Source organism: Serratia sp. Nf2, assembly GCF_003028435.1.
In the GTDB taxonomy this organism is placed as follows: Bacteria; Pseudomonadota; Gammaproteobacteria; order Enterobacterales; family Enterobacteriaceae; genus Serratia; species Serratia marcescens_L.
In genome coordinates this window covers 470,374-492,600 of the sequence record NZ_PYTW01000002.1, presented here as the reverse complement: position 1 = coordinate 492,600, position 22,227 = coordinate 470,374, and the positions used below count along the sequence as shown (strand labels likewise).

The window sequence follows — 22,227 nt, the reverse complement described above, 5'->3', positions numbered from 1 at the left end:
AGACACCTCTCTACGGTGGTACTTATTCCTGCAACAGAGTAGCATGTTCCCCTACGATCTAACCGTCCATTTCGGAGTTTTCCATGCCGACACGCCGCTACAGTGCCGACAGTCGCCGCACCGAGCTTCTTGAACGAATTGAAAGTGATATTCCCTATGCCGTCGCCCAGGCGCTGCGCGAAGACTTGGGGGGTGAAGTCGACGCCGGGCGCGATATTACCGCGCAATTGTTACCGGCGGACAAGCAGGCCGAAGCCACCGTCATCACCCGCGAAGCCGGCGTGTTCTGCGGCCGCCGCTGGTTGAACGAAGTCTTTATTCAGTTGGGCAACCAGGTGCAGGTGGAGTGGCTGGTGGCGGACGGCGACCGTCTGACGCCGAACCAACCGCTCTGCCGGCTGCACGGCCCCGCGCGGGTGATGCTGACCGGCGAGCGCACCGCGCTGAACTTCGTGCAGACGCTCTCCGGCGTGGCGACCGAGGTCAGCCGCTACGTGGCCCTGCTGGAAGGCACCCGGACTCGCCTGCTCGATACCCGCAAGACCTTGCCCGGTCTGCGCACCGCGCTGAAATACGCCGTGCTGTGCGGGGGCGGCAGCAACCACCGGCTGGGGCTGTCCGACGCCTTCCTGATCAAGGAAAACCACATCATCGCCTCCGGCTCTATCAAGAACGCGGTGGAAAAAGCCTTCTGGCTGCACGCCGATGTGCCGGTGGAAGTGGAAGTCGAATCGCTCGATGAACTGCAGCAGGCGCTGGACGCCGGTGCCGACATCATCATGCTGGACAACTTCAGCGTCGAGATGATGCGCCAGGCGGTCGCCCAAACCCAAGGGCGCGCCCAGTTGGAAGTGTCCGGCAACGTCACCAGCGAGACGCTGCGAACCTTTGCCGAGACCGGCGTAGATTACATATCGGTCGGCGCACTGACCAAGCACATCACTGCACTCGATCTGTCAATGCGCTTCAAATGATCCCCTCGCCCCCGGCCGCTGTCGGGGGCGTCACCGAAAAATTGCGAACCCCCTCGCATCGTTTTTTTCACCGCTGCAAACGACATCATTACTGATGGAAGCGCGCCGAGAAACGCGTAAAAGCCCCTCGCCGTGCCCCCGAGCAAGCCGCTACCGTTGTCTTCCACACCCAATGGAGGAAACAACGCATGGAAACGCAACGCGGCTTTACCCTGATAGAACTGATGGTGGTGATCGCCATCATCGCCATCCTCAGCGCTATCGGCATTCCCGCCTACCAACGCTACATCCAGAAAGCGGCGATGACCGACATGCTGCAAACCATGGCGCCGTATAAACTGGCGGTCGAGCTGTGCGTGCTGGACGAGGGCGCACCCACCGGCTGTGAGGCCGGCAGCAAAGGCATTCCCACCGGCGGCACGTCGCGTTACGTCAGCGGGGTGAAAGTCGTCAAAGGCGTGATCACGCTGACCGGCATCCAAACGCTGCAGGGGCTGGCGGTGGCACTAACCCCCAAATCGAACGCCGAGGGGCTGACCCGCTGGAGCCGGCTGTGCAGCAGCGAAAACGCAACGCTGGTTGAAGTGTGTCAGGAAGTCTTCCGCTTCGACAATGCGGCGGAGTAACGGCGATGAACGCGCAAATCAGCGAAGAGGTTCATGCCCTGTGCCGGCGCTATCAGGCGCTGGCGCTGAACGAAGATCCGACCACCCTGACGGTCGCGCTCAACGAAGAAGCGCCGCAGGGGCTGCTGGCGGCGCTGCGTTTCGCCACCGGCAAGCGCATCCATCTGGAACACTGGCCGGCGGCCAGGCTTGAGCAGGCGCTGAACCAACGCCACGAATCGCTGCCGGCGCCGCTGGCAGCCGAAGAAGACACCGCCGACATCGCCTACCTCGACGACGGCGATGCGCCGGTGGTGCAGTTCATCAACCAGACGCTGCGCTTGGCTATTCAGCGCCGCGCCTCGGATATCCACTTCGAGCCCTTTCGGCAGCATTTTCGCATTCGTCTGCGCATCGACGGCGTGCTGCAAACCCTCGCCTCACCGCCGCCACAGCTGGCCGCGCGCCTCATCGCCCGGCTGAAGATCCTCGGCCAGTTGGATATCGCCGAGCGCCGTCAGCCTCAGGACGGGCAACTCAGCCTGACGCTGGATAGCGCGCGCTATGCCATGCGTATCGCCACCCTGCCGACGCTGCACGGCGAAAAGGTAGTGCTGCGCGTTCAGCAGGGTGAGCAGCAGGAGCTGCCGCTGGATCAACTGGGCATGAGCCGGGCAGATCTGGCGCGCTACGCGGCGGCGCTGGCCTGCCCGCAAGGTTTGATCCTGGTGACCGGCCCGACCGGCAGCGGCAAGACGGTAACGCTGTACAGCGGTCTGCGCCAGTTGAACGATGCACAAAGCAACCTGTGCAGCGTCGAGGATCCGATCGAGATACCGCTGTTCGGCGTCAATCAAACCCAGATCAATGCCAAAACCGAGCTGAGTTTCGCCCGGGTGCTGCGCGCCCTGCTGCGCCAGGATCCGGATGTCATCATGATCGGCGAGATCCGCGATGCGGAAACCGCCGAGATCGCGGTCAAGGCCGCGCAAACCGGCCACCTGGTGCTGTCGACGCTGCATACCAACTCCACCGGCGAAACCCTGACACGCCTGATGCACATGGGCATCCCCGGCTACCTGCTCGCCGGCTGTCTGAAGCTAGTCGTTGCGCAGCGGCTGGTGCGCAGGCTGTGTCGCCACTGCCGCTACCCGCACAGCCTGCCCACGCATTTTCCCGCAGCGGTCTGGCCAGATCCGCTGACCGCCTGGCGCGCCGACGGCTGCGAGCATTGCTTCGGCGGCTACTATGGTCGCATCGGCGTGTATGAGCTGTTGGCCATTACGCCGGAAATACAGGCGGCGTTGCTGGCGAGCGCCGCGCCCAGCCTGCTGGCAGATGTCGCCCGCGAGCAGGGGCAGCTTTCGCTGCTGCAGGCCGGGCTGGCGCTGGCCGCCGAAGGCACGACCTCGCTGGAAGAACTGTACCGTGTGATCGACGTCGTCCAGCTCGGCGTAACCGCACCATGAAAGCGCGCCGGCTGTTTCTGTGGCAGGCTTTCGACGCTCAGGGCGCCTTGCGCCGCGGCGAACTGATGAGCGATGAAAAACGACAGGTGAGCCGATTACTGATCGAACAAGGCATGCAACCGTGGCGGATCGGGCACGGCAAGCGCGTCACGCCTGGCCAGTGGCGCGGAGAACCCTTAATCCACTTCACCCGCCAACTCGCTACCCTGTTGCAGGCCGGGCTGCCGCTGGTCAATACGCTGCAGCTTCTGGCGGCAGAGCACCCTTCGCCAGCCTGGCGTTGCCTGTTGCGCCAGTTGGCAGAACAGGTGCGCGAAGGGCTGCCGCTCTCCGAAACCCTTGCCGCGCAACCAGGCATTTTTCCGCCTATTTATCGCCAGCTGATCGCCATCGGCGAACTGACCGGTAACCTCGATCGCTGCTGCCTGCAGCTGGCACAGCAGCAGGAAGCCCAGCTGATGTTGCGCCGCAAAGTGACCAAAGCGCTGCGCTATCCCCTCTTCATCTGTGCGGTGGCGCTGCTGGTCAGCGTGCTGATGCTGGTGATGGTGCTGCCGGAGTTCGCCAAGGTTTATCAATCGTTCGATGCGCCGCTGCCCTGGTTTACCCAAGGGATATTGAGGTTATCCGCGCTGCTGATCGCCGTTGGCCCCTATTTGGCGCTGCTGCTCGGCGCATTGCTGTTCGGCTACTGCCGCTGGCTGCATCCGCGCCCTCCGTGGCGCCAACGTGAACAGGCTGCCTTGCTGCGCCTGCCGCTGATCGCCCGGCTGGTGAGCGGCGGCGCGTTGAGCCAAACGTTTCGTATTCTGACCATGACCCAACGCGCGGGGCTGACGCTGGTGGAAGGTTTGAACGCGGCGGCGCTGGCGGCTGACCATCTGCTGTACCGACAGGCGCTGGAGCAGGTGCAGCGGCGGATCGCCGAAGGTGAGGCGTTTCATCATGTCCTTGGCCTGCAACCGCTGTTTCCGCCGCTGTGTCGGCAGCTGGTGCGGGTGGGCGAAGAATCCGGTTCGCTGGACGCCTTGCTGGATAAATTGGCGCAGTGGTACGAACGGCAGACGCACGAGTTGGCCGATACGCTGGCGCAAACGCTGGAGCCGCTGCTGATGCTGGTGGTGGGCGGGATTGTCGGTGCTTTGGTGATCGCCATGTACCTGCCTATTTTTCAACTGGGCAGCGTGCTGGGATAAAGAAAAGGATAACGGGCGCCGCTGTGCGCTGCGCCCGAATGCAAGGTGTGGCTTATTTGCTGCCGAAGACGCGGTTTTCCTGCTCCGCCACGCGGATAAAGGTGGTGCGCTTGGTCAGCTCTTTCAGGCGCTCGGCACCGACGTAGGTACAAGCGGAACGCAGGCCGCCGAGGATATCGCGCACGGTGAACTCCACCTCGCCACGCAGCGGCAGCTTGACGGTTTTGCCTTCGGCCGCGCGATACTCCGCCACGCCGCCGACGTGGCGCTTCATCGCCGACTCGGAGCTCATGCCGTAGAACAGCATGAACTTCTCGCCGTTCTCTTCCACGACGGTGCCTTCGCACTCGTCGTGGCCGGCCAGCATACCGCCCAGCATCACGAAGTCAGCACCGCCGCCGAAGGCTTTGGCGACGTCGCCTGGCACCGAGCAGCCGCCGTCGCTGACGATTTGACCGCCCAGCCCGTGGGCCGCATCGGCGCATTCGATCACCGCCGACAGCTGCGGGTAGCCCACGCCGGTTTTCACGCGGGTGGTACAGACTGAACCCGGGCCGATGCCGACCTTAACGATGTCGGCGCCGGAGAGGATCAGCTCTTCCACCATCTCGCCGGTCACCACGTTACCGGCGCAGATCACGTGATTCGGGCAGGCTTCGCGCGCTTTCTGCAGGAAAGCGACGAAATGTTCAGAGTAGCCGTTGGCCACGTCGATGCAGATGAATTTCAGCGCCGGAGATAGAGCCAGGATCTGTTGCATTTTGGCGAAGTCGGCTTCGGAGGTGCCGGTGGACACCATCACGTGGCGCAGCACCGATTCCGGCATACGCTGCACGAAGTCAGCCCATTGCTCGACGCTGTAATGTTTGTGTACCGCGGTGAGAACGTCGAAAGAAGCCAGGGCCTCAGCCATGCGGAAGGTGCCCACCGTGTCCATGTTGGCGGCGATAATCGGCACGCCGGACCAGCTGCAACCTGAATGCTTGAAGGTAAACTGACGTTCCAGTTCAACCTCGGAACGGCTTTTCAGCGTGGAGCGCTTAGGGCGGATCAACACGTCTTTAAAGCCCAACTTCAAATCTTCTTCAATACGCATGACTTATGATTTCCTGGTTAATGGCGACGGATCGCAAGGAGGATGTTCGAATCTCTGCCCGACGACTTTCCAGTGGCGCAAAAAGACGGCGGCGAGATTAATGCCAGTTCCAGTGACGTTATAATACGCGCTAATAATCGCCGAACAAGACTGCGAATTCGCCTTTATTTACGCTACAATCCGACAAATTTACCTGCATAATCGCAGTGTGATTGCCCGCTCATTTTTGCCGTGCCGCTGCGCTTTTTCTCGCCGTCCGATCGGTGCCGATGCGCAAGCGCCGCCTGCCGACTTGCACTTCTGCGCGATCGCTTTATGATTCGACTATTATTTTTTTATGAACATCGGATGCACCTAACACCATGGCCTACATTGTTGCGTTGACCGGGGGTATAGGCAGCGGCAAGACGACCGTCGCGAACGCCTTTGCGCGCCACGGCGCAACCCTTGTTGATGCTGACGTGATCGCCCGTCAGGTCGTCGAGCCGGGCACCCCTGCCTTGACCGCGATCGCCGAGCGATTTGGTAATGAAATGTTGCTGCCGGACGGCGCATTGAATCGCGCTGCGCTGCGTCAGCGCATCTTCAGCCATCCCGATGACAAAACCTGGCTGAACCAGCTGCTGCATCCGCTGATACACCGTGAAACCCAGCGCCAACTGGCGCAGGCCACCAGCCCGTACGCGCTGTGGGTGGTACCGCTGCTGGTGGAAAACGGTCTGCAGGATCGCGCCGATCGGGTGCTGGTGATCGACGTTGACGCCGAAACCCAGCTGGCTCGCACCATCGCACGCGACGGCGTCAGCCGTGAGCAAGCGCAAAGCATTCTCGCCGCCCAGGCCACGCGCCGGCAGCGCCTCGCCGTGGCGGATGACATTATTGACAACAGCGGCGCCGCTCAGGGGATAGAGCCACAGGTCGCCGCACTGCATCGTCGCTACCTTGAACTGGCGGCAACAGCGCCCCAACAGGATTAAACTGCATGAGTGATGTTTCCCCAACCGTTCTCTTTGAACACCCGCTGAACGAAAAAATGCGCACCTGGCTACGCATCGAATTTCTGCTGCAACAGCTGCACGGCCAACGCGCCCTGAGTGAAACCGCCATCGCCCTCACCTTCTTTCGCACCGTCTCCGACTTGCTGGACGTGCTGGAGCGCGGCGAAGTGCGCACCGAACTGCTCAAAGAGCTCGAGCGCCAGCAGCAGAAACTGTTGGCCTGGGCCGATGTGCCGGGCGTGGATATGGCGCTGATCGACCAGTTGCGCAGCCAGTTGAAGTCGCGCTCATCGGCGCTGATGGCGGCGCAGCGCCTCGGCCAGGCGCTGCGCGAAGATCGGCTGATCGGTCTGGTGCGCCAGCGGCTGAACATTCCCGGCGGCTGCTGCAGCTTCGATCTGCCGACCCTGCACATGTGGATGCACGCGCCGCAGCAGGATCGCGATGCCGACGTCGCCGCCTGGCTGCAGTCGCTGGATCCGCTGAACCAGGCGCTGATCATGGTATTGGATCTGATCCGCCAATCCGGGCCGTTCCGCAATCAAATCAGCCTGAACGGCTTTTTCCAGGACAACGCCGAAGGGGCGGATCTGCTGCGCCTGCGCCTCCATCTGGCGCCGCAGCTTTATCCGCAGATTTCCGGCCACAAGACGCGCTATGCCATTCGCTTCCTGCCGCTGGATAGCGAAAATGGCGTGGTGCCTGAACGCCTGACGTTCGAACTGGCCTGTTGTTGAACTTGTGCAAGAAAGCCTTCTCAGCACTGACAGAAGGCGTAAGGAACCGTTATGACGACCGTAGTGAAATGCCCAACCTGTGGCACCGGCGTGGTTTGGGGCGAAGTCAGCCCGTTCCGGCCGTTTTGCAGCAAGCGCTGCCAGCTGATCGATCTCGGCGAGTGGGCCGATGAAGAGAAGCGCATTCCAAGCAACAGCGATCTGTCGGAAAGCGAAGACTGGAGTGAAATGGACGACCGTTGATCGTCCGCGATTGGCCTGGTGCCCGCCAGGCCAATCTTGTTATTGCGCGGCGTTAGCCTGCGCTACCAGCAGTTGAATAATGCCGACGTTGGCTTCCGGGAACTCGTCTTCACGCAGATCTGCCTGTTTTACCCAGCGCATCGGTTGCCCCTCGCGGCCGAACGGCTCGCCCGCCCAGGCTTCCACCAGATAAAAATTCAGCGTCACGATACGGTCGCTGAAGCGGTGCTCCACCACCTCCAGCAGTTCGGCGCGTTCGGCTTCGATACCGGTCTCTTCCCGCAGCTCGCGGCTCAGCGCCTGTTCCGGCGTTTCACCCTGTTCGATCTTGCCGCCGGGAAACTCCCAGAATCCGGCCATGTGCACGTCGGCGGCGCGGCGGGTAATAAAGATCTCCCGTTGCGCATTACGGATGATGCCCACGGCGATATTCAAATGTTTCATCTCACCCTCCTGATGGGTGTCAAAAAACAGGGGCTCAGCAAGCTGAACCCCTGGGTGTTATCGGTTAACCGCAGCCGGCATTACTGCAGGCGGCCGTGGCACTGCTTGTATTTCTTGCCGGAGCCGCATGGGCACGGATCGTTGCGGCCCACTTTACGCTCGGCGGTCGCCGGTGCGTTCGGATCTTCGGTCACCAGCGCGTTCTCGTCGTGGTGGCTCAGCTGTTGGTGCTGCGCCAGGCGCTCGGCTTCTTCACGGCGCTGCTGTTCCAGCGCTTCCACCTCTTCCGGCATCCGCACCTGAACCTTGCTCAGCACGCTGATCACTTCATATTTCAGCGATTCCAGCATGGTGGCGAACATGTTGAAGGATTCGCGCTTGTACTCCTGCTTCGGATCCTTCTGCGCATAACCGCGCAGGTGGATACCCTGACGCAGGTAGTCCATCGCCGCCAGGTGCTCTTTCCACAGGGAATCCAGCGTCTGCAGCATCACGCCCTTCTCGAAGTTGCGCATCATTTCGCTGCCGACCACGTCTTCCTTACGCTGGTACTGCTCTTTGGCGTTCTCCAGAATACGTTCGCGCAGCGTCTCTTCGTGCAGCTCCGGCTCTTTATCCAGCCATTGTGCGATCGGCATTTCCAGATCGAAGTCGTTCTTCAGGCGTTCTTCCAACCCCTGAATGTCCCACTCTTCTTCCAGCGACTGCGGCGTGATGTAGTTGTCGATGGTGCTCTTGAACACATCCTCGCGGATGCTGGCGATGGTTTCGCTCACGTCGGACACGTTCAGCAATTCGTTACGCTGGCTGTAGATGGCGCGGCGCTGATCGTTGGCGACATCGTCGTATTCCAGCAGCTGCTTACGGATGTCGAAGTTGCGGCTCTCTACCTTGCGCTGGGCGTTGGCGATCGCCTTGGTCACCCACGGGTGCTCAATCGCTTCGCCTTCTTTCATACCCAGTTTACGCATCATGCCGGATACGCGATCCGAGGCGAAGATACGCATCAGGGCATCTTCCATTGACAGGTAGAAGCGGGATGAACCGGCATCGCCCTGACGACCGGAACGGCCGCGCAGCTGGTTATCGATACGGCGCGATTCATGGCGCTCGGTGCCGATGATATGCAGGCCGCCCGCCGCCAACACCGCGTCGTGGCGCACTTTCCAGGCCGCTTTGATGGCTTCGATCTGCTCTTCGGTTGGCTCTTCCAACAGCGCCACTTCGGCCTGCCAGCTGCCGCCCAGCACGATATCGGTACCACGGCCCGCCATGTTGGTGGCGATGGTCACCGCACCGCTCTGGCCGGCCTGGGCGACGATGTCCGCTTCCATAGCGTGGAATTTGGCGTTCAGCACCTTGTGCTCGATGCCCGCTTTGGTCAGCTCATGGGAAACCACTTCGGATTTCTCGATTGAGATGGTACCCACCAGCACCGGCTGGCCTTTGGCGGTACGCTCGCGGATGTCTTCGATGATGGCGCCGATTTTCTCTTTCTCGGTCATGTACACCAGATCCGGCATGTCCTTACGGATCATCGGACGGTTGGTTGGCACCACGATGGTGTCCAGCTTGTAGATCGAGCTGAATTCGAAGGCTTCGGTATCGGCGGTACCGGTCATCCCAGCCAGCTTCTCGTACAGACGGAAGTAGTTCTGGAAGGTGATCGAAGCCAGCGTCTGGTTCTCGTTCTGGATCTCCACGCCTTCTTTGGCTTCCACCGCCTGGTGCAGGCCATCGGACCAGCGGCGGCCCTGCATGGTACGGCCGGTGTGTTCGTCGACGATGATGACTTCACCGTCTTTCACGATGTAGTCAACGTCGCGGGTGAACAGCACGTGGGCGCGCAGCGCGGCGGTAACGTGGTGCATCAGCATGATGTTGGTCGGTGAGTACAGCGACTCTCCCTCATCCATGATGCCGGCTTCCACCAGCATCTCTTCAATCAGGATCAGGCCGCGTTCGGTCAGGTGGACCTGGCGCGCCTTCTCATCCACCGAGAAGTGCCCTTCTCCCTTGAAGGTGTCGGAGTCTTCTTTTTCCTGGCGGATCAGTTTAGGGATCAGCTTGTTGACCTTGATGTACATCTCGGAGCTGTCTTCGGCCGGGCCGGAGATGATCAGCGGCGTACGCGCTTCATCGATCAGGATGGAGTCCACCTCATCCACCAGCGCATAGTGCAGTTTGCGCTGCACGCGCTCTTCCGGGCTGAACGCCATATTGTCGCGCAGGTAGTCGAAGCCGTATTCGTTGTTGGTGCCGTAGGTGATGTCGGCGGCGTAAGCTTCACGCTTGGCCGGCGCCGGCATGCCCGGCAGGTTGATGCCGATGCTCAGGCCGAGGAACTCGAACAGCGGACGGTTGTTTTCGGCGTCACGCTGCGCCAAATAGTCGTTGACGGTCACAACGTGCACGCCGCGGCCGCTCAGGGCGTTCAGGTAGGCCGGCAGCGTCGCAGTCAGGGTTTTACCTTCACCGGTACGCATCTCGGCGATGCAGCGGTCGTTCAGCACCATGCCGCCCAGCAGCTGCACGTCGAAGTGACGCATGCCGAACACGCGCTTGCTCGCCTCACGCACCACGGCGAAGGCTTCAGGGATCAGGCTGTCCAGCGACTCGCCTTTCTCCAGGCGCGCGCGGAACTCGTTGGTTTTCGCTTTCAGCTCGTCATCGGACAGTTTTTCCATGTCCGGTTCCATGCGGTTGATCTGCTCAACCACTTTGCGCATGCGGCGCAGAGTACGATCGTTACGGCTGCCAAAAACTTTGGTTAATAATTTCACTAACATGATGTTTGATATCTCTGTCATGACGGCCGAATACGGCAGTCAACTTGCTATTATTTATGGTTTTTGTGCCCTAAGGGCGGAGTCAGACGAGCGCGGCAGGCCCGGCACGAATGCCCTGTACCTGCGCCACCCACAGGCCGGTCTGGTGCCGTGCCAGCGTTGGCAGCACCTCAAGGTGGGTGTGGCGAATGATGGTCGGCGGCTTCGGCTCGTGCGTCAGCAGCGCGTTGAGGGTAGAAAGCAGCGCCAGTTGCGCGACCTGCAAAGGCGGTTCCACTTCGGCTTCGCTCTCCTGCACCCGCGCATAAACCGCCTGCGGCGCCAGCGCGAAAGAGAGGTGACGAATGACGGTGCGCAGCGCATGTTGCTGCCAATAATCTACGCTGAAGGTAGGACGGCGATGCGCGTCCTGCAGCAGGGCCAGGCTGTTGAAGGTGCCGTTGGCCGAATTTTGCCGGTTTAGGCTGGACGACGCATTCGGCAGTGCGGCCTGATCGGGGGCGCCGGACAAATTGGAAGACGCGCCAAGCGTGGCCGCAACCATCCCTAACAGGAGATGGGGCCAGAAATAACGTCTGCCAAATTGTCGCCAACGATTTAGAATACCGATCACGAGTTTATAATCCGCCGGAGCCCATTATGCGCGATAGCCGTCCACAATTATTAGATGTCCTGTTCGACGACGCGTCTGCCGGCAGCAAAGGGCCGCTGCATAACGTCCAGCAACGCGCGGTGGCGCTGCTCAAGCTTAACCGTGCAGTGAAGGGCCTGTTGCCCGCTCCCCTGCATCCCTGGTGCCGCGTCGCGAATTTCCGACAGGGTATTTTAGTGCTCGAAACGGCAAATGCCAGCTGGATGATGCGCTTGCGCTACGAACAACCCGCTCTGCTGTCTGCACTACGAGCGCAAATTCTACCATCATTGTCGTCGATCGACATCAGGATTAATCCGGCCTTGATGGCGAAAGGCAGCCACCAGGTGCAAAACGCAGAGAAAGCGCCGGTAAAACCCGTGCCGATGCGGCATTTGAGTCTGGAAAGTGCGGAAGAGCTGAGAGGGTTGGCGAGCCGTAGCCCGGAGAAACTGCGCAAGATATTGGAACGGCTGGCTGCATTGGCCGGAGAGGGTACCAACACAACCAGTCGTGATAAGTGATCAGCGACACAACTGCAAAACATCAGACGGCATCACGAGCCTGAATTCTCAGGCTCTCAGAGGATGCGCCTGCCGTTATTCTGCAGCAGGCGAGGAATTCAGACCTTACGCCAATACGGTGGACGGTGCCTTGAATGCCAACGGCATTTCGGCTTCGTCCTGGAAGGTCACGTATTCCCACGCTTCCTGCTTGGCCAGTACGGCCTGCAGCAGTTTGTTGTTCAACGCGTGGCCAGACTTGAACGCGGTGAACGCGCCAATGATGTTGTGGCCGCACATGAACAGGTCGCCGATGGCGTCCAGCATTTTGTGACGTACGAATTCGTCTTCGAAACGCAGACCGTCTTCGTTCAGCACGCGGTAGTCATCTACCACGATAGCGCAATCGAAGCTGCCGCCCAGGGCCAGGCCGCGAGACTGCAGGTATTCGATGTCGCGCATAAACCCGAAGGTGCGCGCGCGGCTGATTTGACGCACGAACGACTCAGCCGAGAAATCGAGACGATAGCGCTGAGAGCTGGCGTCGATAGCCGGGTGGTTGAAGTCGATGGTGAAGTCCAGGCGGAACCCGTTATGCGGGGACAACTCGGCCCATTTGTCGCCATCTTCAACACGCACGGTCTCTTTCAGACGCAGGAATTTCTTCGCCGAGTTCAGTTCTTCGATGCCGGCATCCAGCAGCAAGAACACGAACGGACTGGCGCTGCCGTCCATGATTGGGATTTCAGCGGCGTCGACTTCGATGACGATGTTGTCGATGCCCAACCCAGCCAGCGCGGCGTTGAGGTGCTCAACGGTCGAAATACGCACGTCATGCTCATTCACCAGGCAAGTACAGAGCATGGTATCACGCACGGATTTTGCATCAGCCGGAAAATCAACCGGTGGATTCAAGTCAGTGCGACGATAGATGACCCCGGTATTAGCCGGCGCTGGGCGCATTGTCAGCGTGACTTTCTTGCCGGTATGCAAACCGACACCAGTCGCCTGAACAATACGTTTTAATGTCCTTTGTTTGATCATCGTTTTATCTCGCAATGTTATCCATCCTACCAGCCAAGCATACAGCATGGCTGGCGGGACAGTTTAGCACAAAGAGCGGAGATTCCAAATTCTCAGGATATTCTTAGTCTGCCTGCTTACGCAGGAAGGCTGGAATATCAAGATAGTCGGGCTCTTTATTCGGCTGCGCAGCTTGGTCGTTGACCACCTTGGCGGCAGGTTTCACTTCCTGCGGCAGAGGCGACATGCCGTGCTGCTGATAACGGTGATCCATCACCGGCTGGCTGGCCTGCTTATTGGTCACCAGGGTGATTTCAGGACGCTTGTCCATACCGATACCGGTTGCAACCACGGTTACGCGCAGTTCGTCGTTCATTTCCGGATCCAGCGAGGTACCGATAACCACGGTAGCGTTGTCGGACGCGAACGCACGGATGGTGTTACCCACGGTTTCGAACTCATCCAGACGCAGGTCGAAGCCGGCGGTAATGTTAACCAGCACGCCGCGCGCACCGGACAGGTCGATGTCTTCCAGCAGTGGGCTGGAGATCGCCATTTCGGCCGCTTCTTCGGCACGGTCTTCACCGCAAGCCACGCCGGAACCCATCATCGCGTAGCCCATTTCGGACATCACGGTGCGCACGTCGGCGAAGTCGACGTTCATCAGGCCCGGACGGGTGATCAGCTCGGCGATACCCTGCACCGCGCCTTTCAGCACGTCGTTGGCCGCGCCGAACGCGTCCAGCAGAGAGATGCCGCGACCCAGAACTTTCAACAGCTTGTCGTTCGGGATGGTGATCAGCGAGTCCACGTGTTTGGACAGCTCAGCGATACCCTGCTCCGCGAATGCCATGCGCTTCTTGCCTTCGAAGTTGAAAGGCTTGGTCACCACGGCCACGGTCAGAATACCCAAATCTTTAGCCACTTCAGCCACCACTGGCGCCGCACCGGTACCGGTACCGCCGCCCATGCCGGCCGCGATGAAGACCATGTCTGCGCCGTCCAGCGCTGCGCGCAGGGCTTCGCGGTCTTCTTCCGCTGAATTGCGACCCACTTCCGGGTTCGCGCCCGCACCCAGACCTTTGGTAATACCGCTACCGATCTGGATGGTTTGGCCAACCGCCGTTTTGCGGAGCGCCTGGGCGTCCGTGTTCACAGCGAAGAATTCAACACCTTCGATGCGCTCGCGCACCATGTGTTCAACGGCGTTGCCACCGCCGCCGCCGACGCCGATGACTTTAATCACCGCGTCATTGGTTAGTTCCATTGGTTCAAACATAGTTTCTCTCCGTTTTGTGCCTGTCGCTGCGAGATCATAAAAAGATTACTCAGCATGATCTCTTTGTTGAAACATTAAAACTCTTTTCTCAGCCAGCTATTGATGCGTTTAAACCAATTGCCCACCGAGGCGCGTTTTTCTACTTCCGTCTCACCGCTCAGGTGAGACTCTTTTCCATAGTGCAGCAGACCTACCGCTGTCGAGTAGTAAGGCTCCTGCGCATAATCCGTCAGACCCGTGATGTTCAAGGGTTGGCCGATGCGTACCTGGGTGTGGAACACCCGTTGCGCACAGGCTGCCAGGCCATCAATCTGGGCGGCGCCACCGGTCAGCACGATACCGGCTGCCAGATGATGCTTCACCCCTTGCTGACGCAGTTGCTCCTGCAATTGCAAAATTTCATCGTTAACCAGATTCAACAGTTCGGTGTAGCGTGGCTCAATGACTTCAGCCAGCGTCTGTCTTTGCAGACTGCGCGGAGGACGTCCCCCGACGCTAGGCACCTCTACATTCTCATCCTTGCTAACAATCGACCCAAGCGCACAGCCGTGTCGAACTTTAATCGCTTCCGCGTCGGTCGGCGGCGTGCCGAAGGCGTAGGCGATATCGCTGGTGACCACGTTCCCGGCGTAAGGGATCACTTTGGTGTGGCGCAGCGCACCGCCGGTATACACCGCCATATCCATGGTGCCGCCGCCGATATCCACCACGCAAACGCCGAGTTCGCGTTCATCTTCGGTCAGCACCGCATAACTCGCGGCCAGACCGGCGAAAATAAGTTGGTCAACTTTCAGGCCGCAACGTTCCACGGCCTTGACGATGTTCTTCGCCATATCGTTATGGCAGGTAATCAGATGCACCTTGGCCTGCATGCGCACGCCGGACAGCCCAACCGGGTTCTTGATGCCTTCCTGATAATCGATGGCGTATTCCTGAGGAATCACGTGCAAAATGCGGTGTTCGTCGCGCACGCGCACCGATTTGGCGGTGTGCACCACGTTCTCCACGTCGTCCTGCGTCACTTCCTCTTCCGAGATCGGCACCATGCCGATTTCGTTCTGGCAGCTGATGTGTTTGCCCGACAGCGCCAGGTACACCGAGGAGATCTGGCAGTCCGCCATCAGCTCGGCCTGATCAATGGCGCGCTGTACGCACTTCACCACCGACTCCAGGTCGTTTACGCCACCCTTATCCATGCCGCGAGACGGGCAGCTGCCCACCCCGATAATGTTGACCATGCCATCGGGCAGAACTTCCCCTACCAACGCGGAGACTTTTGCAGTACCGATCTCCAGTCCAACTACCAGTTTTCTGTCCGTCGACTTGATCATTGTTGTTTTGCCTGTGCCTGATTCTGTTGCTGATTACTGTTTTGCTGACCGCCAAGCGCCTGCGGATCGACCAACACCGGAGCCCACCCTACCGAAGCGCCGGACTCGTAGCGCAGATCGACATAGCTGACACGCTTGCTCTCCGCCTGGCCCTGCTGCTGCAATACCGGGTAAAGCTCGATAAACCGCTGCAAACGCCCATTGCGGTCATCGCGCCCCAGCTCAAGCCGGACATCGTTGTCCAGCGCCAGCTGCCAGGAATGGCGCGCGGTCATCGCCGCCATTTTCAGCGTATATTTGCTGGCCGCCAACGTGGCGCTCATCGCCCGATAGCCTTCCAGCACATCCTGCTCGCTCCCTTCCGGCCCGTAGAGCAGCGGCAACTTCTGTTTACCCGCTCGCTCCGCCGGCACGCTGAACGCTTTGCCTTCGGCGTCCACCATGTGCAAATCGTTCCAGCGCGCCACCGGGACGTACTCCACCAGATGGATCTTCAGCTCATCCGGCCATTGTTTGCGCACGCTGGCCTGCTTGATCCACGGCAGACGTTCGATCTGCTGCTGGATGACGTCCACATCCTGCGTCATAAAGGTGCCGGGCGCGCCCAGCGCCAGGATCGCCTGACGAATATCATCGTTGGTGGTGTAGTGGCGTTCGCCGGTCACCACCAGCCTTGAGAGCGGCAGGCGGCTGGCGTCTTTCATCCAGCCAAGCACCGCCCAACCGCTCCACACGACCGTTCCCAACACCATCAGCAGGAAAATCACTCCCGCCAACTGGGTTCCATTGCTGCGGCGCGGGCCGTTATCCACCTCGCGATCGCGCGCATTCAGGGCAGCTTGCGACATATCAGTCGGCCAACTCCAAAATTCTCGCCACCAACTGCGAGAAGCTTAATCCAAACTGGCGCGCCGCCATCGGCACCAGGCTATGACTAGTCATGCCCGGAGAGGTGTTCACCTCAAGCAGATAGAAGCTGCCATCGCTGTCTTGCATCACGTCGACGCGGCCCCAGCCGCTGCAGTCCAGGCCGCGGTAAGCGCGCAGCGCCAACGCCGCCATCTCGGCTTCCTGCTCGGCGCTCAAACCGCTCGGGCAGAAGTACTGCGTGTCGTCCGAAATGTACTTGGCCTGGTAGTCGTAAAACACGCCGGCCGGCTGGATGCGGATCGACGGCAGCACCTGGTCGCCCAGCATCGCCACGGTATATTCCGGGCCGCTCAGCCACTTCTCCACCAATACGTCGTCATCATGGCGGAAGGCCTCTTCCAACGCGGCTTCCAGCGCGGCGCTTTCGGTGACCTTGCTCATGCCGACGCTGGAGCCTTCGCGGCTCGGCTTGACGATCAGCGGTAGGCCAAGCTCCGCCACGCGCGCCAGCAGCGCCGCTTTTTCGCCGCTGAGGTACAGCTGGCGATTCAGCGCCACGTAAGGCGCCACCGGCAAGCCCATCGACTGCCACACCATCTTGGTGCGCCATTTGTCCATGGTCAGCGCCGAGGCCATCACGCCGCTGCCGGTATAAGGCAGTTCGAGGAACTCCAGCAGCCCCTGCAGGGTGCCGTCCTCGCCGCCGCGGCCATGCAGCGCGATAAACACTTTGGTGAACCCCTGCTCTTTTAACTGGGTCACCGGGAAATCGCGGGTATCGACGCCGTGCGCATCGATACCGGCTTCGCGCAACCCGGCCAGCACCGCGGCGCCGGATTGCAGAGAGACTTCACGTTCAGCGGAGGTGCCGCCCAGCAGAACTGCAACTTTATCAGCCATGGTGCTCCTCCTCTTTCTTCGGCGGCTGCAGCTTCAGCTCGGCCAGTTTACGGGCGATTTTGCCCACGTTGCCGGCGCCTTGCACCAGCACCAGGTCTTCATTCTGCAGCAGCTGCGCCAGAGTTTCCGGCACGGTATCGGCATCGGAAACCAGGATCGGATCCAGCTTGCCGCGGCTGCGGATGGTGCGGCACAGCGAACGGCTGTCCGCCCCCGGGATCGGCGCTTCACCGGCGGCGTACACGTCGAGCATCAGCAGCACATCCACCTGCGACAGCACGTTGGCGAAATCGTCGTACAGATCGCGGGTGCGCGTATAACGGTGCGGCTGGAAGATCATCACCAAACGCTTGTCCGGCCAGCCGGCGCGCGCCGCTTTCAGCGTGGCATCCACCTCGGTCGGATGGTGGCCGTAGTCGTCCACCAGCATCGCGCTGCCCGCTTTGCCGTTGACCGGCTCCAGCGGGAACTCACCGAGGAAATCGAAGCGACGCCCGGTCCCCTGGAAGCCCGCCAGCGCGCGCAGGATATCTTCGTCGTCGATGCCTTCCTCGGTCGCTACCGCCACCGCCGCTGCGGCGTTCAACGCATTGTGGCGGCCCGGCGCGTTCAGCGTCACCGTCAGCAACGGCTTGTCCTGACGGCTCAGGGTAAAGTGCCCCTGCGGCCCAATCTGCCGGTAGTCTTCGATGCGCACATCGGCATCTTCACTGAAGCCATAGGTGGTGATGTGGCGACCCACGCGCGGCAACAGCTCGCGCACTACCGGATCGTCGATGCACATCACCGCACGGCCGTAGAACGGCAGGTTGTGCAAGAAATTGATAAACGTCTGCTTCAGGTTCTCGAAGTCACCCTGGTAGGTATCCATGTGGTCGGCTTCGATGTTGGTGACCACGGCCACCATCGGCTGCAGGTGCAGGAACGACGCATCGCTCTCATCCGCTTCCGCGATCAGATAACGGCTGGAACCCAGTCGCGCGTGGGTGCCCGCCGCCTTCACCAGCCCGCCGTTGACGAAGGTCGGGTCCAGGCGGGCTTCGGCATAAATGCTCGAGACCATCGCCGTGGTGGTGGTTTTGCCGTGCGTGCCGGCGATAGCGATGCCGTGGCGAAAACGCATCAGCTCCGCCAGCATTTCAGCGCGGCGGATCACCGGGATGCGCGCTTCACGAGCGGCGACGATCTCCGGGTTGTCGGCAGAGATGGCGGTAGAAACCACCACCACGCTCGCATCCAGCACGTTTTCCGGACGGTGATTGAAATAAATCGTCGCCCCGAGCGCGCTCAACTGTTGGGTCACCGGATTCGGCGCCAGGTCGGAGCCGCTGATCTGATACCCTTCGTTTGCCAACACTTCGGCGATACCACCCATGCCGGCACCACCGATGCCGACAAAGTGAATGTGCCGGACGCGACGCATCTCGGGCACGATAGTACGTAGTTTCGCCAGTTGTTGTGTATTCATCACTCTCTCTAATCCGGATCCGGTACCCCGGCCCTACATCACATTGCTTTTATTCAGGTTCGGCATACCGAACCCCTGCACTCGTTACTTGGCGAGCCGCACCAACTCCGCCGCCACACGCTCGGTGGCATCCGGAATGGCGACCGCGCGCGCTTTCTCGGCCATGGCCAGCAGCGTCTTGCGATCCCAGCTCGCCAGCAGTTCGGCCACCACATCGGCGTTGAACTGCGGCTGTTCGATAATCTTCGCCGCGCCGGCTTCTTCCAGCGGGCGTGCGTTCCAGTACTGCTGACGGTCCTTGTGCATGAACGGCACGAAGATCGCCGGCAGCCCCGCCGCCGCGATTTCGCTGACGGTCAACGCGCCGGAACGGCAAACCACCACATCGGCCCAGGCGTAAGCGGCGGCCATGTCGTCGATGAACTCGGTCACCTTGTGCTGCGTCTGCCCTACCCTCTCGTAGTCGCGCAACACCGTTTCCAGCGCGCCCTTGCCAACCTGATGCCAGAGCGTAATTCTATCGCCCAAACGCGCCGCGACTTCAGGAACTGTCTGATTCAGCACCCGCGCGCCCTGACTTCCGCCAATCACCAGCACGCGGATCGGGCCTTCGCGCCCCTGCAACCGCTCCGCCGGCAACGGCAGCGCCAACACATCGGTACGCACCGGGTTGCCCACCACCTCGGCGTTCGGGAACGCACCGGGGAAGGCCTGCATCACTTTGGCGGCGATGCGCGCCAGCCAGCGGTTGGTCAAACCGGCAATGCCGTTCTGTTCGTGCAGCACCACCGGGATGCCACACTGCCAGGCTGCCAGGCCGCCAGGGCCGGAAACGTAACCGCCCATCCCCAGCACCACATCCGGCTGATAGCTGCGCATGATGGCTTTCGCCTGGCGCACCGCCTGCCAGATCCGCAGCGGCGCAGTCAGCTGGGCCTTCAGGCCTTTGCCGCGCAGGCCGGAGATGCGGATAAAATCAATCTCGATCCCGTGCTTCGGCACCAGATCGGCTTCCATTCGGTCTGCGGTTCCGAGCCAGCGCACCTGCCAGCCCTGCGCCATCAGATGATGCGCGACCGCCAGCCCCGGGAACACGTGCCCACCGGTACCGCCTGCCATCACCATTAAACGCTTAGGTTTCCCGCTCATCCCTTACCTCTTCACAAACGCCTGAGCCTTGGTCAGGCGCGTTTCATAATCAATTCGCAGCAACAGCACGATGGCCGTCGACATAATCAGCAAGCTCGAACCGCCGTAACTAATCAGCGGCAGCGTCAGACCTTTGGTCGGCAGCATGCCTGCCGCGGCGCCGACGTTAACCAGCGCCTGGAAGCTGAACCACACGCCGATCGCGCAGGCCAGGAAGCCGGAGAAGCGTTGGTCGATCTCCAGCGCGCGGCGCCCGATGGACATCGCGCGAAAAGCGACGAAGAATACCATTAACAGGGCTAAAACCACACCGATATAGCCCAGTTCTTCACCCAAAATGGAGAAGATGAAGTCGGTGTGCGCCTCCGGTAAATACTCCAGTTTCTGCACCGAGTTGCCGAGCCCCTGCCCCCAGAACTCGCCGCGGCCGAACGCCATCAGCGACTGGGTCAGCTGGTAGCCGCTGCCGAACGGATCGGCCCACGGGTTCCAGAACGAAGTCACGCGGCGCATACGGTACGGTTCCGCGATGATCAGCAGCACCACGGCGAACACGCCGGAGCCGATGATCGCCAGGAACTGCCACATTTTCGCACCGGCCAGGAACAGCATCGCCAGCGTGGTGATGAACAGCACCACCACGGTACCGAGGTCCGGCTGCGCCAGCAGCAACACCGCCAGCACCACCATCACGCCCATCGGCTTGCAGAAGCCCCAGAAGTTGCTGCGCACCTCTTCCACCTTGCGCACCAGGTAGCTCGCCAGGTAGCAGAACAGCGACAGCTTGGACAGCTCCGCCGGCTGAATACGCAGCGGGCCGAGCGCGATCCAGCGCGAGGCCCCGTTCACCGAGCTCCCCACCACCAGCACGATCAGCAGCATCACGATCGACATCAGCAGCATCACGTTGCTGTAGCGCTGCCAAATTTCCATCGGGACGCGCAGCGTCACCAGCGACAGGCCGAACGCCAAGCCGAGGTACAGTGCGTCACGTTTGGCGAACAGGAACGGATCGTCCGCCAGGCGTTGGCCGATCGGCATCGACGCCGAGGTCACCATCACGAAGCCGATGATCGCCAACCCGAAGGTCAGCCACAGCAGGGTGCGATCGTAGAGCACCATGTTGACCGCGTCGTTATCGCGCGCGCCGGTCACCCAGTCTTTCAGCCGCTCTGTCAGCCCGAAGTTCGGCAAGCGTAGTTTCATCCGCCAAGCTCCTGCGCCAAGCGGGCGAACTCATCGCCGCGCACTTCAAAATTACGGAACTGATCGAGGCTGGCGCAGGCCGGCGACAGCAATACCATGTCGCCGGGCTGTACGCGGCTGGCGATGGTGCGCATCGCCTGCTCCATGGTCTCGGTCAGCGTCGCCACTTCCGGCCGCAGCTGTGCCAGCTGGGCGCCGTCGCGGCCAAAGCAATACAGACGCACGTTGTCGCCCTGCAGATAGCGCGCCAGCGGCGAGAAATCGGCGGATTTGCCGTCGCCGCCGAGCAGCAGATGCAGCGTACCGTCCACCTGCAGGCCGTTCAGCGCCGCTTCGGTGCTGCCAACGTTGGTGGCTTTGGAGTCGTTGATCCAACGCACGCCGTTGTGCTCCCAGGCCAGCTGGAAGCGGTGCGCCAGGCCGGTGAAGGTGGTCAGCGCCTTCAGGCTGGACGCGCGCGGGATGTTGACCGCATCCGCCAACGCCAGCGCCGCTAGGGCGTTGGTGTAGTTGTGGCGGCCGGTCAGTTTCATCTCGCGCGTATTCAGCACCTTCTCACCGCGCACCCGCAGCCAGGTTTCCCCTTGCTGACGGTTCAGGTGATAGTCGCCCACGTCGGCGCCGAAGCTGACGCAGCGCTCGTCGGCGCCGCGCACCGGCATGGTCAGCGCGTCGTCCGCGTTCACCACGCACACGGCGGCGTTTTCATACACGCGCAGCTTGGCGCCGCGATACTGCTGCAGGCCAAACGGATAGCGGTCCATATGATCTTCGGTCACGTTCAAGATGGTCGCCGCCGCCGCCCGCAGGCTATACGTCGTTTCCAGCTGGAAGCTGGACAGCTCCAGCACGTAAAGCTGGCACTCCTGACGCAGCAGGCTCAGCGCCGGCAGGCCGATATTGCCGCCCACGCCCACCGCCCAACCGGCAGCTTTCGCCATCTCGCCCACCAGGGTGGTGACGGTACTTTTACCGTTGGAGCCGGTGATCGCCACGATCGGCGCCTGCGCTTCACGGCAGAACAGTTCGACGTCACCGACGATTTCCACGCCGGCGTCCGCCGCGGCGCTCAATGCCGGGGTCGCCAACGCGACGCCCGGGCTGGCAACGATCAGATCCGCCGCCAGCAGCCAATCCTGGTTCAGATCGCCCAGATGGCGCTCCACGCTTTCAGGCAGTTTGTCCAACCCTGGCGGCGCGATACGGGTATCCATCACGCGCGGCGTTACGCCGCGCGCCATGAAGAAATCGACACAGGACAGGCCGGTAAGGCCCAATCCGATGATGACGACTTTTCTACCCTGATAGTCTGCCAT

The 22,227-nt window shown here is 61.1% G+C and carries 21 protein-coding genes; 8 read left to right on the top strand and 13 right to left on the bottom strand.

Annotated elements, in window-relative coordinates; translation table 11 throughout:
* Positions 1-83: 83 nt before the first annotated feature.
* The 4 genes from nadC to hofC all read left to right on the top strand — a co-directional run bounded on the left by nadC (position 84) and on the right by hofC (position 4,244).
* Positions 84-974 (top strand): carboxylating nicotinate-nucleotide diphosphorylase, encoded by an 891-nt coding sequence (nadC, locus tag C9411_RS07335; RefSeq protein WP_063991397.1) that lies wholly within the window; start codon positions 84-86, stop codon positions 972-974.
* 188 nt (positions 975-1,162) lie between these two features.
* On the top strand, positions 1,163-1,600 hold the full coding sequence (gene ppdD, locus C9411_RS07330; protein WP_063991398.1) for a prepilin peptidase-dependent pilin: 438 nt from the start codon (positions 1,163-1,165) through the stop codon (positions 1,598-1,600).
* 5 nt (positions 1,601-1,605) lie between these two features.
* Complete coding sequence (gspE, locus tag C9411_RS07325; protein WP_107226765.1) at positions 1,606-3,048, top strand: type II secretion system protein GspE; 1,443 nt, start codon at positions 1,606-1,608, stop codon at positions 3,046-3,048.
* Complete coding sequence (gene hofC / locus C9411_RS07320; RefSeq protein WP_063991399.1) at positions 3,045-4,244, top strand: protein transport protein HofC; 1,200 nt, start codon at positions 3,045-3,047, stop codon at positions 4,242-4,244. Before gspE ends, hofC begins: the two co-directional genes overlap by 4 nt.
* Positions 4,245-4,296: 52 nt before the next feature.
* On the opposite strand, the gene C9411_RS07315 is transcribed toward hofC, so the two are convergent.
* Entirely contained in the window at positions 4,297-5,340 is a 1,044-nt protein-coding gene (locus C9411_RS07315; RefSeq protein ID WP_015376656.1) for a GMP reductase, read from the bottom strand.
* Between the two features lie 362 nt (positions 5,341-5,702).
* Between C9411_RS07315 and coaE the strand changes: the two genes are divergently transcribed.
* From coaE to yacG, 3 genes are read left to right on the top strand one after another with little or no spacing between them, the layout of a single operon-like run.
* Positions 5,703-6,317 carry a dephospho-CoA kinase gene (gene coaE / locus C9411_RS07310; protein WP_060706233.1) on the top strand — a complete coding sequence of 205 codons (615 nt, stop codon included), beginning with the start codon at positions 5,703-5,705 and terminating at the stop codon, positions 6,315-6,317.
* 5 nt (positions 6,318-6,322) lie between these two features.
* Entirely contained in the window at positions 6,323-7,075 is a 753-nt protein-coding gene (gene zapD, locus C9411_RS07305) for a cell division protein ZapD (RefSeq protein WP_107226764.1), read from the top strand.
* Positions 7,076-7,126: 51 nt separating this feature from the next.
* Complete coding sequence (gene yacG, locus C9411_RS07300) at positions 7,127-7,318, top strand: DNA gyrase inhibitor YacG (protein WP_004932737.1); 192 nt, start codon at positions 7,127-7,129, stop codon at positions 7,316-7,318.
* A gap of 39 nt (positions 7,319-7,357) precedes the next feature.
* On the opposite strand, the gene mutT is transcribed toward yacG, so the two are convergent.
* The 3 genes from mutT to secM form a co-directional block, all read right to left on the bottom strand.
* Positions 7,358-7,762 carry an 8-oxo-dGTP diphosphatase MutT gene (gene mutT / locus C9411_RS07295; RefSeq protein ID WP_107226763.1) on the bottom strand — a complete coding sequence of 135 codons (405 nt, stop codon included), beginning with the start codon at positions 7,760-7,762 and terminating at the stop codon, positions 7,358-7,360.
* Between the two features lie 80 nt (positions 7,763-7,842).
* On the bottom strand, positions 7,843-10,551 hold the full coding sequence (secA, locus tag C9411_RS07290) for a preprotein translocase subunit SecA (protein ID WP_107226762.1): 2,709 nt from the start codon (positions 10,549-10,551) through the stop codon (positions 7,843-7,845).
* Positions 10,552-10,633: 82 nt separating this feature from the next.
* Positions 10,634-11,164, bottom strand: coding sequence for a secA translation cis-regulator SecM (secM, locus tag C9411_RS07285; RefSeq protein WP_107226761.1), 531 nt, complete (start codon positions 11,162-11,164; stop codon positions 10,634-10,636).
* A 26-nt stretch (positions 11,165-11,190) separates the two neighbouring features.
* Here secM and C9411_RS07280 point away from each other — a divergent pair, with 26 nt between their 5' ends.
* Complete coding sequence (locus tag C9411_RS07280) at positions 11,191-11,706, top strand: DUF721 domain-containing protein (RefSeq protein WP_063991404.1); 516 nt, start codon at positions 11,191-11,193, stop codon at positions 11,704-11,706.
* A gap of 105 nt (positions 11,707-11,811) precedes the next feature.
* Here C9411_RS07280 and lpxC read toward each other — a convergent pair whose 3' ends face one another.
* The 9 genes from lpxC to murD form a co-directional block, all read right to left on the bottom strand.
* The gene (lpxC, locus tag C9411_RS07275; protein ID WP_004932754.1) at positions 11,812-12,729 is read right to left on the bottom strand and encodes a UDP-3-O-acyl-N-acetylglucosamine deacetylase; all 918 of its coding nucleotides are present in this window, start codon (positions 12,727-12,729) and stop codon (positions 11,812-11,814) included.
* 103 nt (positions 12,730-12,832) lie between these two features.
* Entirely contained in the window at positions 12,833-13,987 is a 1,155-nt protein-coding gene (gene ftsZ / locus C9411_RS07270; RefSeq protein ID WP_004932757.1) for a cell division protein FtsZ, read from the bottom strand.
* 74 nt (positions 13,988-14,061) lie between these two features.
* Positions 14,062-15,318 carry a cell division protein FtsA gene (ftsA, locus tag C9411_RS07265; RefSeq protein ID WP_004932758.1) on the bottom strand — a complete coding sequence of 419 codons (1,257 nt, stop codon included), beginning with the start codon at positions 15,316-15,318 and terminating at the stop codon, positions 14,062-14,064.
* Positions 15,315-16,166, bottom strand: coding sequence for a cell division protein FtsQ (gene ftsQ / locus C9411_RS07260; RefSeq protein WP_063991406.1), 852 nt, complete (start codon positions 16,164-16,166; stop codon positions 15,315-15,317). The genes ftsA and ftsQ overlap by 4 nt, the downstream gene beginning before the upstream one ends.
* 1 nt (position 16,167) lies before the next feature.
* Positions 16,168-17,088 carry a D-alanine--D-alanine ligase gene (locus tag C9411_RS07255; protein WP_107226760.1) on the bottom strand — a complete coding sequence of 307 codons (921 nt, stop codon included), beginning with the start codon at positions 17,086-17,088 and terminating at the stop codon, positions 16,168-16,170.
* Positions 17,081-18,556, bottom strand: a complete 1,476-nt coding sequence (murC, locus tag C9411_RS07250; protein WP_107226759.1) for a UDP-N-acetylmuramate--L-alanine ligase — start codon at positions 18,554-18,556, stop codon at positions 17,081-17,083. The genes C9411_RS07255 and murC overlap by 8 nt, the downstream gene beginning before the upstream one ends.
* 84 nt (positions 18,557-18,640) lie before the next feature.
* A complete protein-coding gene (gene murG, locus C9411_RS07245; RefSeq protein ID WP_004932773.1) occupies positions 18,641-19,705 on the bottom strand; it encodes an undecaprenyldiphospho-muramoylpentapeptide beta-N-acetylglucosaminyltransferase in 1,065 nt (354 codons plus the stop codon).
* Positions 19,706-19,708: 3 nt separating this feature from the next.
* On the bottom strand, positions 19,709-20,911 hold the full coding sequence (gene ftsW / locus C9411_RS07240) for a cell division protein FtsW (protein ID WP_038873480.1): 1,203 nt from the start codon (positions 20,909-20,911) through the stop codon (positions 19,709-19,711).
* Positions 20,908-22,227, bottom strand: coding sequence for a UDP-N-acetylmuramoyl-L-alanine--D-glutamate ligase (murD, locus tag C9411_RS07235; protein WP_107226758.1), 1,320 nt, complete (start codon positions 22,225-22,227; stop codon positions 20,908-20,910). Before murD ends, ftsW begins: the two co-directional genes overlap by 4 nt.